This is a genomic window from Streptomyces sp. NPDC093089, from assembly GCF_044754405.1.
GTDB lineage: Bacteria > Actinomycetota > Actinomycetes > Streptomycetales > Streptomycetaceae > Streptomyces.
This window is the reverse complement of sequence record NZ_JBIVPA010000003.1, coordinates 259,505-276,347: the sequence shown is the minus strand read 5'-3', so window position 1 is coordinate 276,347 and position 16,843 is coordinate 259,505. Positions and strand designations below refer to the sequence as shown.

The 16,843-nt window shown below is 72.7% G+C and carries 9 protein-coding genes; 5 read left to right on the top strand and 4 right to left on the bottom strand.

All coding sequences use genetic code 11. The features are described 5' to 3' along the window. The first annotated feature begins 229 nt into the window (after positions 1-229). Both ACIQFX_RS08145 and ACIQFX_RS08140 read left to right on the top strand, forming a co-directional pair. Positions 230-3,232, top strand: a complete 3,003-nt coding sequence (locus ACIQFX_RS08145; RefSeq protein ID WP_402459979.1) for an SNF2-related protein — start codon at positions 230-232, stop codon at positions 3,230-3,232. Continuing rightward, entirely contained in the window at positions 3,229-4,728 is a 1,500-nt protein-coding gene (locus ACIQFX_RS08140) for an SWF or SNF family helicase (RefSeq protein ID WP_402459978.1), read from the top strand. The genes ACIQFX_RS08145 and ACIQFX_RS08140 overlap by 4 nt, the downstream gene beginning before the upstream one ends. Positions 4,729-4,879: 151 nt before the next feature. Here ACIQFX_RS08140 and ACIQFX_RS08135 read toward each other — a convergent pair whose 3' ends face one another. Then, positions 4,880-5,734, bottom strand: a complete 855-nt coding sequence (locus ACIQFX_RS08135) for a bifunctional 5,10-methylenetetrahydrofolate dehydrogenase/5,10-methenyltetrahydrofolate cyclohydrolase (RefSeq protein ID WP_402459976.1) — start codon at positions 5,732-5,734, stop codon at positions 4,880-4,882. Between the two features lie 270 nt (positions 5,735-6,004). Here ACIQFX_RS08135 and ACIQFX_RS08130 point away from each other — a divergent pair, with 270 nt between their 5' ends. Both ACIQFX_RS08130 and ACIQFX_RS08125 read left to right on the top strand, forming a co-directional pair. Then, the gene (locus tag ACIQFX_RS08130; protein ID WP_402460687.1) at positions 6,005-7,243 is read left to right on the top strand and encodes a GAF domain-containing protein; all 1,239 of its coding nucleotides are present in this window, start codon (positions 6,005-6,007) and stop codon (positions 7,241-7,243) included. Between the two features lie 44 nt (positions 7,244-7,287). Next, a complete protein-coding gene (locus ACIQFX_RS08125) occupies positions 7,288-8,811 on the top strand; it encodes an aldehyde dehydrogenase family protein (RefSeq protein WP_402459974.1) in 1,524 nt (507 codons plus the stop codon). 809 nt (positions 8,812-9,620) lie between these two features. Here ACIQFX_RS08125 and ACIQFX_RS08120 read toward each other — a convergent pair. Then, a complete protein-coding gene (locus ACIQFX_RS08120) occupies positions 9,621-10,619 on the bottom strand; it encodes a helix-turn-helix domain-containing protein (protein ID WP_402459972.1) in 999 nt (332 codons plus the stop codon). Between the two features lie 137 nt (positions 10,620-10,756). Next, a complete protein-coding gene (locus ACIQFX_RS08115; RefSeq protein ID WP_402459970.1) occupies positions 10,757-14,491 on the bottom strand; it encodes a S8 family peptidase in 3,735 nt (1,244 codons plus the stop codon). A 357-nt stretch (positions 14,492-14,848) separates the two neighbouring features. On the opposite strand from ACIQFX_RS08115, the gene ACIQFX_RS08110 reads away from it, so the two are divergent. Continuing rightward, positions 14,849-16,213 (top strand): chloride channel protein, encoded by a 1,365-nt coding sequence (locus ACIQFX_RS08110; protein ID WP_402459968.1) that lies wholly within the window; start codon positions 14,849-14,851, stop codon positions 16,211-16,213. 200 nt (positions 16,214-16,413) lie between these two features. Here ACIQFX_RS08110 and ACIQFX_RS08105 read toward each other — a convergent pair whose 3' ends face one another. After that, entirely contained in the window at positions 16,414-16,743 is a 330-nt protein-coding gene (locus ACIQFX_RS08105) for a hypothetical protein (RefSeq protein WP_402459967.1), read from the bottom strand. Positions 16,744-16,843 lie beyond the last annotated feature (100 nt).

Here is a 16,843-nt window from a genome sequence, read left to right as displayed (position 1 = left end):
GCTCGCGTTCGGCCGCTGGGCGCCTACCGAGAACGTACGGATCCGTGATCACCCGGGGCCATGGCGTCACCACCCGTCCCCAGGAGGGGGCGATCCCGGGGACGGGGGTGGGGCCAGCCCTACCCCCGTCGACTGTGAGGCGGATCACGCGGGATGATGGCGCGTCAAGACCGGACGGTCAGGTAGCCTCGGCCGCTCGGTCCCCAGGTAGTCAAATTTGAGGAATGCGTTGTCGCTGTCGCACGGACCCCATGACTCGGCCCGCGAACCCGCTCCCACTCCGCCTCCCGTTCAGGAGACCGCCCTCGGGCACTCCGCCGCACTCGCCCGCCACGCCGCCGTCTTCCTTCCCGCCGATCCGCCCCGCGCCGGCCGGATCGCCTTCTGGTCACCGGAGGGCGAGGCCCTGCCGGTCGAGGCATCGCCGCACGTCGAGCTGACGGTCGTGGACGAGGACGACCTCCAGGCCGTGGCCGTCCCCGCCTGCACCGTGTCCGTACGGGACGCGCTGCCGCTGCTCCTCCGCGCGCGGTTCTCGGACACCGCTTCTCCGGCCGCGGCCTTCTGGGGCGCCGCGTCGCTCCTCGCCCTCGACCTCGCCTCCCGCGGCCTCCTCCTGCCCGGCCTCACCGCCGGGGACCTGGACGCCTGGCGCGTCGGCCCGCTCGGTCCGCGGGAGCTGGCGGAACTCCGCACGCTCGCCGCGTCGATGCCCCCCGTGGCCCACGCCGTTCCGCTGTCCCCGGACGAACCGCTGCTGCTGCCCGAGCCCGAGGCGCTGCTCCGCGCCTTCGTGGACGCGGTCGCGGACACCCTCCCCCGTACCCCGGCCGCTTCGCTGGCGGCCGGCGGCCCCGCCTTCGCCGCCGACGAGCCACAGCCGATCCCCGAACAGCGGGTGTGGGCCGCCGATGTGGCGGCCGTGCACAACGCGGGGGTCCGGCTCTCGCTCCGCCTCGAACTGCCCGGCTTCACCGCCGAGGCACACGACGCGCCGGCCTTCCGCGCGGTGCTCCAGCTGCACGGCGTCGCCGACCCGACCCTCGTCGCCGACGCGGCGGAGGTCTGGGCGGGCTCCGGCCCTACGGGAGCGGCCTTCGGGCCACGCGCCCGCATGGACGCGCTGCTCGCCCTGCGGCGCGCGGCGCGCGCCTGGCCCCCGCTGGCCCCGCTGCTCTCCGCGGCCGTCCCCGACACCGTCGAACTCGCCGACGAGGAGGTCGCGGAACTCCTGGGACCGGCCGCCCTCGCCCTCGCGGCGACGGGCGTCCAGGTCCACTGGCCGCGCGAACTCTCGGACCGGCTGACCGCCAGCGCGACGATCGGCCCCGCGGACGCGGGCCGGGAGGGGGCGGGTGACCACCCCACCGCCTTCCCCTGGTCCGCCTCCCCGTCCGAACCCTCCTCCGACTCCTCCCCGTCCGACTCCTCGCCCTCCGCCGCGTCCTTCTCCTCGTCCCTCCCCTCCTTCCTGTCCGCGGACGCCCTGCTCGGTTTCCACTGGCGCTTCGCCGTCGGCGACCACGAGCTGACCCGGGCCGAGCTCGACGGCATCGCCGAGGCCGGACGGCCGCTCGTCCGGCTGCGCGACCGCTGGGTCCTCGTCGACCCTGCCGAGGTGCGCCGGGCGAGGACGCAGCAGGACCGCAAGGTGACCCCGGTCGACGCCCTCGCGGCCGTTCTCACCGGAACGACCGAGGTCGACGGGCGCGCCGTCGAAGTGGCGGCGACCGGATGGCTGGAGCGGCTGCGGGAGCGGCTGGCCGACCCCGACGGCGGCCGGCCCGAGATCACTCAGCCCGCCGCGCTCACCGCGACCCTGCGGGACTACCAGCTGCGCGGGCTCGACTGGCTCCACCGGATGACCTCGCTCGGCCTCGGCGGCTGCCTCGCCGACGACATGGGCCTCGGCAAGACGATCACCGTCATCGCACTCCACCTGCACCGGCAGACCGACCCGGCCTCCGCGGGCCCCACGCTCGTCGTCTGCCCCACCTCCCTCATGGGCAACTGGCAGCGGGAGATCGAGAAGTTCGCGCCCGGCACTCCGGTCCGCCGCTTCCACGGCGCCACCCGCGACCTGGAGGAGCTCGCCGACGGCGGGTTCGTCCTCACCACGTACGGCACCATGCGGCTCGACGCCGAGCGGCTCGCCGCGCGGAACTGGGGGCTCGTCGTCGCGGACGAGGCGCAGCACGTCAAGAACCCGTACTCGGCGACGGCCAGGCAGTTGCGGACCATCGGGGCACGCGCACGCGTGGCGCTGTCCGGCACGCCCGTGGAGAACAACCTTTCGGAGCTGTGGGCGATCCTCGACTGGACCACACCGGGGCTGCTCGGCAGCCTGGGTGCGTTCCGGACCCGGTTCGCCACCGCCGTCGAGGGCGGTGCGGACCCGGCCGCCGCCGAACGCCTCGCCGCCCTCGTCCGCCCGTTCCTGCTGCGCCGCCGCAAGTCCGACCCCGGCATCGCGCCCGAACTGCCGCCGAAGACGGAGACCGACCGCGCCGTCTCCCTGACGCCGGAGCAGGCCGGACTGTACGAGGCGGTGGTGCGGGAGACCCTGGAGGCGATCGCCGCCGCCGACGGCATGGAGCGCCGGGGCCTCGTCATGCAGCTGCTGACCGCGCTCAAGCAGATCTGCAACCATCCCGCCCAGTACCTCAAGGAGGAGCGGCCGAGGATCGAGGGCCGCTCGGGCAAGCTGGAGCTGCTCGACGAGCTGCTCGACACGATCCTCGCCGAAGGGGCGCGCACCCTGGTCTTCACCCAGTACGTGGGGATGGCCCGGCTCCTGGAGACGCACCTGGCGGCGCGGGGCGTGCGGACGCAGTTCCTGCACGGCGGCACGTCGGTCGCCGAGCGGGAGGCGATGGTCGCCCGCTTCCAGGACGGTGACGTCCCCGTCTTCCTCCTCTCCCTGAAGGCCGCCGGGACGGGGCTCAACCTCACCCGGGCCGAGCACGTCGTGCACTACGACCGCTGGTGGAACCCCGCCGTCGAGGCGCAGGCCACCGACCGCGCGTACCGGATCGGGCAGGATCGCCCGGTCCAGGTGCACCGCCTCATCGCCGAGGGCACGGTCGAGGACCGGATCGCGGCCATGCTCGACCGCAAGAAGGAGCTCGCGGACAGCGTGCTCGGGACGGGTTCGGACGCCCCGCGGGAGCTGACCGAACTGACCGACGCCGAACTGGCGGAGCTGGTGCGACTGCGAGGGGACGGACGATGAGCGACACGAGCGACACCGGGCACGGGACCGGGTACGGACACGCCGACGGCTCCCTCGGCGGGCACGGTGGCGCGCCGGGCGGTGGCCACGGCGGCGACGAGCGGACGTTCGCGGCGCTGCCGCCGACGCAGGGCTCGGCGTTCGCCCGGACCTGGTGGGGCCGGGCCTGGCTCAAGGCCCTGGAGGACACCGCGCTCGACAACGTGCAGCTCAAGGCCGGACGCCGGCACGCGCGCGCGGGAGCCGTGGGGGCCGTGACGGTGCGGCCCGGGCGGCTCACGGCGATCGTCAAGGACCGGGACGGTACGGCGTACCGCAGCGACGTCCTCGTGCGGGAGCTCTCCGAGGACGAGTGGGAGCGGCTGCTCGACCTCGCCGTGGACAGCGCGGGGCACATCGCCGCGCTCCTCGACCGCGAGATGCCGCCCCACCTGGTGGAGGACGCGGCGGCGGCCGGCCTCGACCTGCTGCCCGGCATCGGCGACCTCGACCCGGAGTGCGGCTGCGAGGCCTGGGACCACTGCCCCCACACGTCGGCGCTCTGCTACCTGGTCGCGCGCCTGCTCGACGAGGACCCCTTCGTCCTGCTGCTGATGCGGGGGCGCGGCGAACGCACCCTCCTCGACCAGCTCCAGGCGCGCAGTGCCGCGCGTGCCTCCGGCGCGTCGGCGCGCGGCGGCGGGAGCCGGGACGACACGCCGGCGGCGAACGCCCCGGCCGGTGCGGGTGGCATGCCGGGCGTGTCGGCGGCCGAGGCGTACGCGGACGGGTTCCTCCTCCCGCCGCTGCCCACCCCTCCGGTCGCCGTCGCCTCCCCCGGCGTACCGCCCGGCCTGGACACGGAAACCGATCCCGAGCCGGGTGTCGACCCGACCGCGCTGGAGTTCCTCGCGGCGGACGCGGCGGCCCGTGCCCACCGGATGCTGGTCGCCGCGCTCGGGTCCCCGGAGGCCTCGGCCACCTCCGGGTCCGGGTCCGGGTCATCGGCGGTATCCGGGTCATGGACGGTATCCGGGTCCGGGTCTGCCGGCGAGCATCCGGCCGGGTCCCGGCTGACGACCGCCCAGGATGCCGTACGGCTCGCGGCGGGCTCGCCCGTGTCGTGGATCAGGGCACGACTCGCCACTGGTTCCGGCAGGACGTCGGCGGAACTGGACCTGGCCACGCGCGCGTGGCGGCTCGGGGGTGCCGCCGCCCTCTCCGTACTGGAGGAGGAGTGGGCACCGGACGCGGAAGAACTCGTCCGGGCCGGCGCGCGGCTGGCGGAGGCCTGGGAGGACGACGAGCGGCCCGTACTGCGGCGCTCGGGCGCCCGGTGGACGGCCGTGGGTGCGGAGGCGCAGCTCCGGCTCGGCGCCGACGGTCGCTGGTGGCCGTACGCCAAGGAGGGCGTTCAATGGTCCCCGGCGGGGCCTGCGGACCGTGACCCGGCCGTCGCCCTCGCGACGGCGCAGACGCCTCGGGCGGCGGGCGGCGCCCCGGACGAGGGAGCGTAGGCGCGTATCGCCGACCGGGGTGCGGGCCGAAGAACCGGTTCCCCTCCCCGGTCCCGCGCCCCTTTCCACGGCCCCCTGTGGCGGTCCCGGTCGGGCGCGCCGGCTTCCGCCGCGGCGCGTCGACCGGGGCCGCCCGGGCCGCGCGGGCGGCCTACAGGCCGAGCTGACGCTCGGCGCCCTCCACGGTCTGGGCGAGGAGGACGGCGATGGTCATGGGGCCGACGCCGCCGGGTACCGGGGTGATGAGGGAGGCGCGTTCGGCGGCGGAGGCGAAGTCGACGTCGCCGACGTTGCCCGGGTTGTAGCCGGCGTCGATGACGACGGCGCCCGGCTTGATGTCCTCGCCCTTGATGAAGTTCGGCTTGCCGACGGCCGCCACGAGGATGTCGGCCTCGCGGACGACGGAGGAGAGGTCCTCGGTGCGCGAGTGGCAGTAGGTGACGGTGGCGTCGCGGCCGAGGAGGAGCAGACCGGCCGGCTTGCCGAGGATCGCGCTGCGGCCGACGACGACCGCCCGCTTGCCGCTCAGCTCGACGTCGTACGCGTCGAGGAGGCGCATGATGCCGCCGGGCGTGCAGGAGACGAAGCCCGGGAGCCCGAAGCCCATGGCGGCGAACGAAGCCATGGTGACGCCGTCGACGTCCTTCTCCGGGGCGATGGCCTCGAAGGCGGCACGCTCGTCGATGTGCGGGCCGACCGGGTGCTGGAGGAGGATGCCGTGGACCTCCGGGTCCTCGGACAGCGCGGTGATCGCGGCGACGAGCTCCTCCGTCGTGGTCTCGGCGGGCAGCTCGACGTGCTTGGAGCGGATTCCGGCCTTCGCGCAGCGGTTCTGCTTCATCTTCACGTACGTCACGGAGGCGGGGTCCGCGCCGACGAGGACGGTCGCGAGGCAGGGGGTGACGCCGGTGCGGCGGGTGATCTCGGCGGCGCGGGCGGCGGTCTCCTCGACCGTGCGGCGGGCGAGGGCCGTACCGTCCATGAGGGTGGCGGTGCTGGTGGACATGGCGACTCCTGGGCGTCGTCTCTGACGGGTGGTTCGCCCAGGCGCACGGCAGTCGCGGGCCCGCGCCGTCGTGACGCGCCCCGCCGGGCCGCTCCCCGGTGGTGATCCACCTCAAGCGCCAGTCACGGCCCGAGCCCCACTCTACGTGAGGGCCGTGGGGCGGGTCCCGGACAGGGTGCCCGTCCGACGCCGTCCGGCCGCTTGTCGGCGGCCCGCACGGGCAGCACGATGGCCGGGACGGACCGTGACGACCTCGACGGGGAGGCCGAGTTGAGCGATGCGTGGGTGGCGGGGGAAGCGGAACCAGGTCCGGTCGCCGGGGACACCCGGCCGGTGGTCGCCGCGTCCTGGCGGCGTTCCGTACGCGCGCGCGTGAGTCCCGACGGGGCGGCGCGGGTGGAGCTGGAGGAGGACGAGCTCACGGCGTACCGCGCCGGCCATCCGCTCGCGGCGGCGATGCCCGTGATCCGGGAGCTGATGGGGGCGTACGCGACGGACGGCGAGCACCTGCTCGCCGTCTGCGACGCGGCCGGGCGGATGCTGTGGGTCGAGGGCCATCCGGACACCCTCCGCAAGGCGCGCGGCATGAACTTCGTGGCCGGGGCGCGGTGGTCGGAGTCGGCGGCGGGCACGAACGCGCCCGGGACCGCCCTCGCCGTCGACCGTCCGGTGCAGGTCGTCGCCGCCGAGCACTTCCGCCACTCGGTCCGGGCCTGGACCTGCGCCGCGGCACCCGTGCACGACCCGCGCACCGGGCGGGTCCTCGGCGCGGTCGACATCACGGGCGGGGCCGGCCTCGCGCACCCGCACAGCCTCGGCTTCGTCCAGGCCGTCGCACGCGCGGCCGAGTCCCAGCTGGCGCTGCTCGCACCCGCCCCCGCGACCGGGGACCTGCGGCTGTCGGCCCTGGGCCGGGACGAGGCCGTGCTCTCGGTGGGCGGTCGGCGGGTGCGGCTCGGTCGCCGGCACAGCGAGATCCTGGTGCTCCTCGCCCACCGCCCGGAGGGTGTGAGCGGCGACGGGCTGCTCACCCTGCTGTACGAGGACGAGTCGGTCACCCCGGTCACGCTGCGGGCCGAGCTGTCCCGGCTGCGCGCACTGCTCGGCCCCGACGTGCTGCGCTCCCGCCCGTACCGGCTCGCGGGCACCGTGGAGGCTGACTTCACCGCGGTGGACCGGAGGCTGGCCTCCGGGGCGGTCGCCGCGGCGGCCGCCGAGTACCCCGGTCCGCTGCTCCCCTCGTCGACCGCGCCCGGCGTCGTACGGCTCCGGGAACGGCTCGCGGGGCGACTGCGGGCCGCGCTGGTGGACCGGGGCGACCCCGGCCTGCTCGCCGACTGGGCGTACAGCACGTGGGGCGAGGACGACGTGGTGGTCTGGCGGGCACTCTGCGCCGCCGTGCCGGCACCGCAGCTTCCCCCCGTACGGGCGCGGCTCGACTCCCTGGAGGCGGAACTGTCGACCGGTGCAACGGACTTGCAACGTACGGGCCACCACACTCGGCCGTGAGCGCCGGCCAGGGACGGCCGGCGCGTCCCAGGGAGGCCATGCCCATGACCCGTTACGCCGCACCCGGTACCGAGGGCGCGCTCATGTCGTACCAGGCCCGCTACGACCACTGGATCGGAGGCGAGTACGTCGCCCCGGCGGGCGGGCGCTACTTCGAGAACCCCAGCCCGGTCGACGGCCGCCCGTTCACGGAGGTCGCCCGCGGCACCGCCGAGGACGTGGAACGCGCCCTGGACGCGGCGCACGCCGCCGCACCCGCGTGGGGCCGGACCGCCCCGGCCGAGCGGGCGACCGTCCTGCTGCGGATCGCCGACCGCATGGAGAGCAACCTGGAGGCGCTCGCGGTCGCCGAGACCTGGGACAACGGCAAGCCCGTCCGCGAGACCCTCGCCGCGGACATCCCGCTCGCGATCGACCACTTCCGCTACTTCGCGGGCGCGCTGCGGGCCCAGGAGGGCTCCCTGAGCGAGATCGACGACGACACCGTCGCGTACCACTTCCACGAGCCCCTCGGCGTCGTCGCGCAGATCATCCCGTGGAACTTCCCGATCCTCATGGCGGTCTGGAAGCTGGCCCCCGCCCTCGCCGCCGGGAACGCCGTGGTCCTCAAGCCGGCCGAACAGACCCCGGCCTCCGTCCACTTCTGGCTGAGCCTCGTCGCCGACCTCCTGCCGCCCGGCGTCCTCAACGTCGTCAACGGCTACGGCGAGGAAGCCGGCAAGCCGCTCGCCTCCTCACCCCGCGTCGCCAAGATCGCCTTCACCGGCGAGACCTCGACGGGCCGGCTGATCATGGGGTACGCCTCCGAGAACCTCAAGCCCGTCACCCTCGAACTCGGCGGCAAGTCCCCGAACATCTTCTTCGACGACGTCTGGGCCGCGGACGACGACTTCCGCGACAAGGCCCTCGAAGGCTTCACGATGTTCGCGCTCAACCAGGGTGAGGTCTGCACCTGCCCCTCCCGCGCCCTCGTCCAGCGCGGCCACTACGCCGACTTCCTCGAAGCCGCCGTCACCCGCACCGAGCGCATCGTGGCCGGCCACCCTCTCGACACCACCACCATGATCGGCGCCCAGGCCTCCGCCGACCAGCTCGCCAAGATCCTCTCCTACCTGGAGATCGGCCAGCAGGAAGGCGCGAAGATCCTCACCGGCGGCCAGGTCGTCGAGCACGGCGGCGAACTCGCGGGCGGCTACTACGTCCAACCCACCATCTTCGAAGGCGACAACCGCATGCGCGTCTTCCAGGAGGAGATCTTCGGCCCCGTCGTCGCCGTCACCTCCTTCTCCGACTTCGACGACGCCGTCCGCACCGCCAACGACACCCTCTACGGCCTCGGCGCCGGCGTCTGGACCCGCGACACCAACACCGCCTACCGCGCCGGCCGCGCCATCCAAGCCGGCCGCGTCTGGACCAACTGCTACCACGCCTACCCCGCCCACGCCGCCTTCGGCGGCTACAAGCAGTCCGGCATCGGCCGCGAAACCCACCGCATGATGCTCGACCACTACCAGCAGACCAAGAACCTGCTGGTGAGCTACTCCCCGAAGAAGCTCGGCTTCTTCTAGCGGAACGAAAGAAGGCGCCTGACCTGGGGTTTCGCACTGGTCAGGCGCCTTCTTGGAGCGCCCAGCACTCCCATAGGGGGAGCGTCGAAATGCGCCTCTGCTCCCAGTTCACCCCACCCGTCTCCCAGTCCTGACCAGCAGTTCCGGGCCATACACGGGCCAGATTGCGGCTCAGCCCGTGGGGCTGCTGTCCCCACTACGCCGGCTCCACTCCTGCATCGACTCCTCAATGAGCCGATTGGAGTCCCGTGCCGATACCGCCGTTGTTCGTGGGCACACTGCGAAATCACATCGATCGCTTTGGCGTTGCGCCCGATGGCCGAGTGCTTCCCAATGCGGCCGGCGGCTACGTTCGCTTGGCCTTGACGGCCCGGCGCATACCGGCACCGCCGTCCGCCCCGCCCGCACGGCCCGCCGCGCTGGGCCGCCCGGATCGACAACGCGTCCCCGGTCATGGCAGCCGGTCTGGCGTGGCTGCTGCAGCCCTGGGGACTGGTCGGAGCCGGCGCCGCGACCGCCCTCGACTCGAACCTCTCCACCCTCGCCGACTGGGTTGAAGCTGCCTGCGGGTGCGGGTGGCCAGTTGTTCTCGCGGTCGGGTCCGGCGCTGACGTGCACCGCGCGTGAGATCCGACGCCCGCCCGCCGACCAGCCGTACCTTCTGAGGGCAGGACAGCGAACGAGACCTTCTGCGAGGCCCGATGGCGGTGGCCGTCCTCGCCTGACGAGCCGACAGGACAACCGCGTCGGCCGGACGGCTCCCGTGGTGCGCGCCGGCGCGCCCATCGGGCGACGCCGGCGCTTGCCGGTCACGTGGGAAGGGGCTCCGCCCAGCCGTTTCGCACCGCGCAGGCGCCGAGCTGCATCCGGGTCCGGACTCCGGCCATGTCCATGAGATGACGCAGGCGCCGGTGCAGCGTGCGCGGTGACAGACCGAGTTGTGTCGCGGCCGCCAAATCCGTCAGGCCGGCCAGGAGCAGCGCGAGGATCCTGCGGTCGAGCTCGGTCGGGCCCTGCGGACCGACCTCGACGGTGGGTTCGGATGCTCCGACCGTGGCCGACAGCGCGAGCGGGTCGGCACTGCGCCATACCGTCTCGAACAGAGCGTCCAGCGCGTCCAGCAGTCCGCTGCGGTGCAGCAGCGCGGCGCCGGGCTCCCCGTCCGGTGTGACCGCGAGCGGGACGAGGCCGAGGTCGGCGTCGGCGAGCACGAGCTTCATCGGCAGCTGGTCGGCGACACGCAGTTGCACGCCCTTGCGCAGGGAATCGATCGCGTCGTCGAGGATGCCCGGCTCTGCCAGCACGGCCCGGTCCAGTACCGCCCGGAACTGCACGCCGCGGCCGATGGCCATGGGTTCGGCCGTGTTCTCGTCGGGCGGCAGGGCGACGAACGGTGCGGTGATGAAGGAGCGAACCTGCGTACGGGCTGCCTGCTGTACCTGGAGGAAGCGATGGCGGATGGCGTCGACGCCCGTGACGACCTCGATGAGATCGCTGATGCTGCTCCCGGTCATCGCCGCCCGGTGTTCCTCGGCGAAGGTCACCAGGGCATGCTCGGCCATGCGCAGCCCGTCCCGGCGCTGGCTGATGAGAGCGCCGAGGGCCATGGCCGGCGGTGCGGCGGTGAACTGCTCGTCCGCCGACCTGGTCACGAGTCCCCACTCCACCAGGCGGGACAAGGCCTTGTCGACGTGAGCGTGCGGGAGGTCGAGCTGGTCGGACAGCAGGATCGCGGTGGAGTTCGGGCGTCCGAGCAGCGCCCGGTAGACGCGCTCGTCATCGGGTTCGAGGCCCAGAACATCCAACATCGGCGATCGACTCTCTTCCGCTTGCCGCAGGGGGGAGAGTATGCGCCATGGCGGCAGACCCTGAATAGTCCCTGGTGGGAGCAGGTGCGAGGGGAAGGGCCCCGGGGAGTCACCTCCCCGGGGCCCGACAGTGCGGTTCATCGCAGGCCGAACGCCCGGATGATCTCGTTCTTGACGCTGAAACCGCTGTCCGTCTCGGCGCTCGCGCGGACCGAGATGAAGCCGCCGGGCTTCTTGGCCGTCCTCAACGAACCCGTCCAGTAGCCGTCGGCGCCCTTGGTCACGGTCACCTTCTGCCAGGTGGCGCCGTCGTCGTACGAGACGTCGAGCTTCACCGTGGTGACGGTGCCCGACACGGTGCCGCGGCCCATGGACACCGGCTTGAGTGCGATCTGCTGGGTCGCGTTGGCCTTGACGTCGCCGTGCAGGTCCGACTCCAGCCGGTAGTCCAGGTTCAGCACCGGGAACGGCTCGAAGAAGTCCGAGTCGACGGTGTCGGACATGAACGTCCACTCGGTGTGGGTGCGCGTCGACAGCCGGAAGACGTCACCAGGCCGCTCCGCGTCGAGGACGGCGCGGTAGGGCAGGTTGCCCGCCGGCACCTCCACCCACTGCATGTCCGTGCTGTACGGGTTGTCGTGGATCAGCCTGTCGCCCTGGAAGACCTGCAGGTGGGTCGGCGTCTCACCCCACTGCAGGAAGCCGCCCAGCCGCATGGTGTCGCTGGCGGAGGCCCATGCCTGCACGTTCCAGGTCATGTAGTTCTGCCAGCGGGAGTTGTACACACCGAAGGACTCGCTCTGGCCGGGCCGGGTCGCCGGTGCGAACCAGTCCAGCCGGGTGGTGCTGCCCTTGGCGTACGTATTGTCGCCCGACACCATCACCCACGGCAGGGTTCCGTCGACGCCCTGCGCGTGGAACTCCCTCCAGACCTGGCCCGGGCTCACCCACTCGATGCGGGTACCCGGGTGCCACTCGCGCTCGGGGAAGTTGAAGGACGGGCTGAGGGTGAAGTCGGAGCGGTAGCCCTGCGCCGACTGGCCGTCCGTGGCCGAGTAGTAGCGCGCGTCGATCCGGGCGAGGTCCGCCTTGGTCGGCTTGTAGACCAGGGCCCGGTCCGGAACCTGGCCGGCGTACTCCCGGGTGAGGTCATAGACGAAAGGCGTGTACTCGGTCTGCTTCGCGGTCAGCTTGAAGATGCCTGCCTTGGCCGTCGAGATGAGGGCCTTGCCCGCGTCGCGGTGCACGGTGGCGACCGGGATGGCCGACTCGCCGACGTACTCCATCAGGGCGCCGACACCGTCGTTCACCACGATCAGCGCCTTCGCACCGGCCTCGACCGCGGCCTCGGTGCGCTCCTGCGGCGAGACGTCGTCGCTGCGCTCGATGACGACGGCCTTGCCCTTGGCCTTGACCTGCTCGTATGAGGCCGCCGCGCCGTTGCCCGCGTAGACGGCGTCCAGCGTGTCCGTGGCGGTGCCCAGGGCGCTGCCCGCCTGCACCATTGCCTCGAACTGGAGCCGGCCGCCCATGGTGCTCAGGCTGAGCTGCGGCTCGCCCTTGCGCCAGCGGGTGGTCAGCATGAACTCGCCTTGCTTCATCGGCTCCGTCGGCGCGACGTAGACGTCGTCGTACGTCGGCGGCAGCACGTACGCACTGCGGTAGTCCATGAACGGGTCGAGGCCCTTGTAGTGGATGTTGAAGTCGACCTTGCGCTGGCGGTCCTCAGTGCGCTGCGGCGCCTCGGTCTGCAGCAGGCGCGCCTTCCTCGCGTCGAGCACTACGTCCGCGGAGCCGTCCTCGAGCACGGTCTCCGGGTCGACCAGCACGGCCAGACCCGAGCGGTCCGCCTTCTCTCCGGCCACGTCGACGTACGCCGCGACGCTGTAGTGGCCGGGTGCCATGCGCATGGTGGTCGAGCCGTCGACGTAGACGTTCCACGGCCAGAAGTCGCCGGCCAGGTTGACCGTGACCCAGCCGGCGGCGGGCTTGCCGTCCCGGCCGACCAGCTTGATGTTCAGGTCGTAGCGCTCCTCCTCCTTGAGCAGCCCCACGGACGTGCGGGTCACCGGCTGCCCGGTGGCCGCGTCGGTGGCTGTCACGTAGCCGACGTGCCGGCCCGCCGAGGCGGTCCGCGGGTCACCGGTCACCGGGACCGCGGCGGTGCCGCCCGCCGGGACGGTCACCGTGGTGGCTCCCAGCGTGAACCCGCCGCCGTCGTCGGTCAGTGCCACGTTGAGCGTGACGTCGGCGGAACCCGAGTTGGTGAAGGTCAGGTCCTTGGTGACGGCGCCGTCGCTCGGCTCGTGCGGCCAGGTGTAGTTGCCGAAGAAGAGCGACCCGGTGCCGCGGACCGTGGTGCGCACGGCGGCGGCCACGTCGAGACGGCCGGTGCCGACCTCGTACGGCGAGTACCCGCCGTCCAGGCCCTTGGCGGTGCTCATCAGGTGTTCCTTGAGCTGCGCGCCGGTCCAGTCCGGGTGCTGCTGGGCCAGGATCGCCGCCGCGCCGACCACGTGCGGGGTGGCCATCGAGGTGCCACTGATGGTGCGGTAGAGGCCCTCGCCGCCGTCGGTCATCTCCTGCGAACGGGCCGCGGTGATGTCCACGCCGGGCGCCGCGATGTCCGGTTTCATGCCGCCGGAGTAGGCCAGCGGGCCGGTGCTGGAGAAGGACGCGAGCCGGTCCTGCTTGTCCGTAGCGGCCACCGTCAGCGCCGAGGCAGCCGCGCCCGGGGCGGAGATGCTCTCCGGGCCGGAGTTGCCGGCGGCTATGACGAACAGCGTGCCGTACTGGGCGGACAGCGCGTCGACGGTCTGCGACATCGGGTCGCTGCCGTCCGTCGGGTAGGAGTCGCCGAGGCTCATGTTGACGACGTCCGCGCCGGACTCGGCGGCCCACTGCATGCCGGCCATGACCCAGGAGTCCTGACCGTAGCCCTCGGCGCCGCCGAGCACCTTGCCGACGAACAGGTCGGCGCCGGGGGCGACGCCCTTGTTGTCGCCCCCGGAGGCGGCGCCCGAACCGACGATCGTGCCGGCGACATGCGAGCCGTGCCCGTTGACGTCGGTGATGGCCTCCCCCGGCACGAAGCTCGCCGTGCCGTCGATCAGGCCGGCGAAGTCGGGGTGGTTGACGTCGATGCCGGTGTCGAGCACCGCGACCTTGACGCCCTTGCCGTTGTAGCCGGCCGCCCAGGCCTCGGGCGCGCCGATCAGCGGCACGCTCTCCTTCAGACTGGCCTTCACGCGACCGTCGAGCCACAGCTTCGCCACGCCCGCGCCCAGCGACGGACTGCCCTGCGGCGCGACGGTGTTCCAGAAGGTGCGGGTCTGCCGCTTCTCGGTGCTGAGCGCGGCACCGCGGATGCCCTTGAGCTTTCGGGTCAGCTTGCTGCCCCGGGGGGCCGTGGGCTCGACGGCCACGCGGGACTTCGGCCGGGTGTACGTCGCGATCAGCGGGACCGCGGACGACTTCGCGTCGTCGTAGCCCATCTCGATCAGGTCGGTGACGTTGAACAGCCGTCGGTCCAGCTTGTCCGTGCCCAGCAGCGGCGCCGCCTCGTCCGGGATGACGAACAGGTCGCCCTTGATCTCCTGGAGCTTCACGCCGCCGACGGCGCTGTCCGGCCGGTCGACTTCGGCGATCTGCTTGCCGTCGGCCGTCGTGGTGACGGTGACGACGTCGCCGGTGACCAGGGTGACCTTGTGGGTAGCCGAGGGCTTGGCAGGAACGGTGGGCTTGCTCGGAGTGGCTTGTGCGGGCGCTTGCAGGACCGCAAGCCCCGACGCCAGCAGCGGCACCGCGGTGGCGACCGAGATCAGCCGCCAGCGGCCGCGCCGGAAGGCGGAAGCATGAGAGGGGGAAGACATGCCATGGGTCTATCGACCAGTGAACGCCGTCGTGAAGACCTCACGACGGCAAGTCCTCGCCATGGCAAAGGCTTGCCAGCCGTGAATCGTGGGATTCCGGACGGAGCATGACGAGCCCCGGGCGGGCGTCCTGCGGTGGCCGCATGGCCGCGTACCCGGGGCGGAACCGGCTCACCGACGGCGCAGGCCCCATCGGGCGAGCCGCCCGACGAGGACCTCGGTCCGCCTGAGCGGCCGTCACTCCACCGCCGCACAAAGGCGGTGAGCCCGCTCGGTGCGGTGCCCGCCACGTGATACCACGTCAGGAAGACGCCGGCGAATCGCCGCGATCCCGACGAATGTCGAGCCAAGGAGCTGATGCGCGTGTCGGCCGACAGTCCCGTCGGAGCACCGGGCAAGCCGCCGCCGGATCCCTTCGCCCTGGTCAGGACCCGCGGTTACGTCGGGCTCCTGGTCATGGCGGCGGCGCTCGGAGTGCCGATCTCCGCAGCCGCGTACGGCTTCCTCGCACTGGTCAACGAACTCCAGCCGTGGACCTACACCGACCTGCCCAAGGCGCTGGGCTTCCAGGCAACCCCTCCCTGGTGGCCCCTGCCGCTGCTGGGTGTCGCAGGTCTGCTGGTCGGAGCGACCATCCGATACCTGCCCGGAATCGGCGGTCACAAGCCCGCGGAGGGGCTGTCGATGGCCGGCGCACCGAAGCCGCTCGAACTTCCCGGCATCTTCCTCGCCGCCGTGGCCTCGTTGGCCCTCGGTGCCGTCATCGGCCCCGAGGCACCGCTCATCGCCCTCGGCAGCGGCGCGGCCGTCTGGCTCGTACGCCTGGTCAAGCCGGACCTGCCGGAGCGGGGCGGGGCCGTGGTCGGCGCGGCCGGAAGCTTCGCTGCGGTCAGCACTCTGCTCGGGTCACCCATCACCGGGGCGTTCCTCCTCATGGAGGCGTCGGGAATCGGCGGGCCGATGCTCGGGGTCGTCCTGGTGCCGGGCCTGCTCGCCGCCGGCATCGGCTCGCTCGTCTTCACCGGCCTGGACAACTGGACCGGTCTCGGCACGTACTCCCTGGCACTTCCGGAGGTCCCGCACGCCGACACGCCCGATGTCGCCGAGTTCGGCTGGGCACTCGTCATCGGACTGGTGGCGGCCCTCGTCGGCACGGGCATCCGGCGGCTCGCCCTCCTGGCGCAGCCCCGTGTCGAGCGGCGCCGGGTGACCGCCACCGTCCTGATGGGGCTGGTGGTCGCAGGGCTCGCCATCGCCTACGCCGAAGGCACAGGGAAAGCCGCGACCGAGGTGCTGTACTCGGGGGAGACCGCCCTCGGCCCGCTGATCGCGAACAGCGCGGAATACTCCGTCGGTACGTTGACCCTGCTCGTCGCGTGCAAGGGACTGGCGTACTGCGCCTCACTGAGCGCGTTCAGGGGAGGTCCGATCTTCCCGGCGATGTTCCTGGGTGCGGCGGGCGGTATCGCACTGTCACACCTTCCTGGGCTGGGGCTCACCCCTGCGTTCGCGATGGGGATCGGAGCCATGTCGGTCACCATGCTCGGGCTCCCTCTGACCTCGGTGCTGTTGGCCACCCTGCTGCTGGGATCGCAGGGCCTCACCGTCATGCCGCTCGTCATCGTCACCGTCGTCGTCGCCTATGTCGTGTCGAAGCGGCTCAGCCCGCCACCGACCGGCGGGGCGCAGGCTCCCGCTCACGAAGGAGCGCCGGCGCGGTGATCTACCGTCAGGTACACCATGGGCCCGCGCGATTCGCAAGACTTCCCGGGGATTGACACAATCCGCAGCGCACACTCAGCGTGCCTTCCTGGCACCGATCAGTCCAGCCGGACAGGGGCTTGGCCCCCCTGCCCAGACCCCGGCTTGCAGAGCTGCCTGCGGCGAGCCCACCCCGGCCGAGCCGGGGCGCCCCGACACGGTCAGGAGTACCAGTCGGCCTCCGTCGCCCGCGCCCGCCGGGGCACCTCCCGGGCGGGCATGGGCCTGCGCTCGCCACCGGCGAGCAGCGTGCTGGCCGGATCGCCGCCGAGCATGCCCGGGAGCGTCACCTCGACATCGATGCCGCGAGGCGGGTCGGTGGGCAGGATCGTGGTCAGCACCGTCGTCTGGGCGTGGTGACCATGGGCGCGGGCGGTGGCGACCTGCTTCCCGTCCACGAGGAGCTCCAGCTCCCGCGTGCCACCCATCCGCAGGCCCACGGTGACCGAGCAGCCGGCGTACTCGCAATGAAAGTGATACTCGCGGCTCATGGTTGCCTCCCTGAAGCGCCCGGCAGCAAAGCCTCTGCCCCTCCATCGTGGCACCGGGTGGTGGCGGCGTCAGCCCTGGATCTCGCTCCCGCGGTCGTCA

Bases quoted from the DNA above. Each gene is read 5' to 3' on its own strand.
- ACIQFX_RS08135 (WP_402459976.1), bottom strand. From the start codon at position 5,734: ATGTCCACCAGCACCGCCACCCTCATGGACGGTACGGCCCTCGCCCGC.
- ACIQFX_RS08120 (WP_402459972.1), bottom strand. From the start codon at position 10,619: ATGTTGGATGTTCTGGGCCTCGAACCCGATGACGAGCGCGTCTACCGG.
- ACIQFX_RS08125 (WP_402459974.1), top strand. From the start codon at position 7,288: ATGACCCGTTACGCCGCACCCGGTACCGAGGGCGCGCTCATGTCGTAC.
- ACIQFX_RS08140 (WP_402459978.1), top strand. From the start codon at position 3,229: ATGAGCGACACGAGCGACACCGGGCACGGGACCGGGTACGGACACGCC.
- ACIQFX_RS08115 (WP_402459970.1), bottom strand. From the start codon at position 14,491: ATGTCTTCCCCCTCTCATGCTTCCGCCTTCCGGCGCGGCCGCTGGCGG.
- ACIQFX_RS08105 (WP_402459967.1), bottom strand. From the start codon at position 16,743: ATGAGCCGCGAGTATCACTTTCATTGCGAGTACGCCGGCTGCTCGGTC.
- ACIQFX_RS08110 (WP_402459968.1), top strand. From the start codon at position 14,849: ATGCGCGTGTCGGCCGACAGTCCCGTCGGAGCACCGGGCAAGCCGCCG.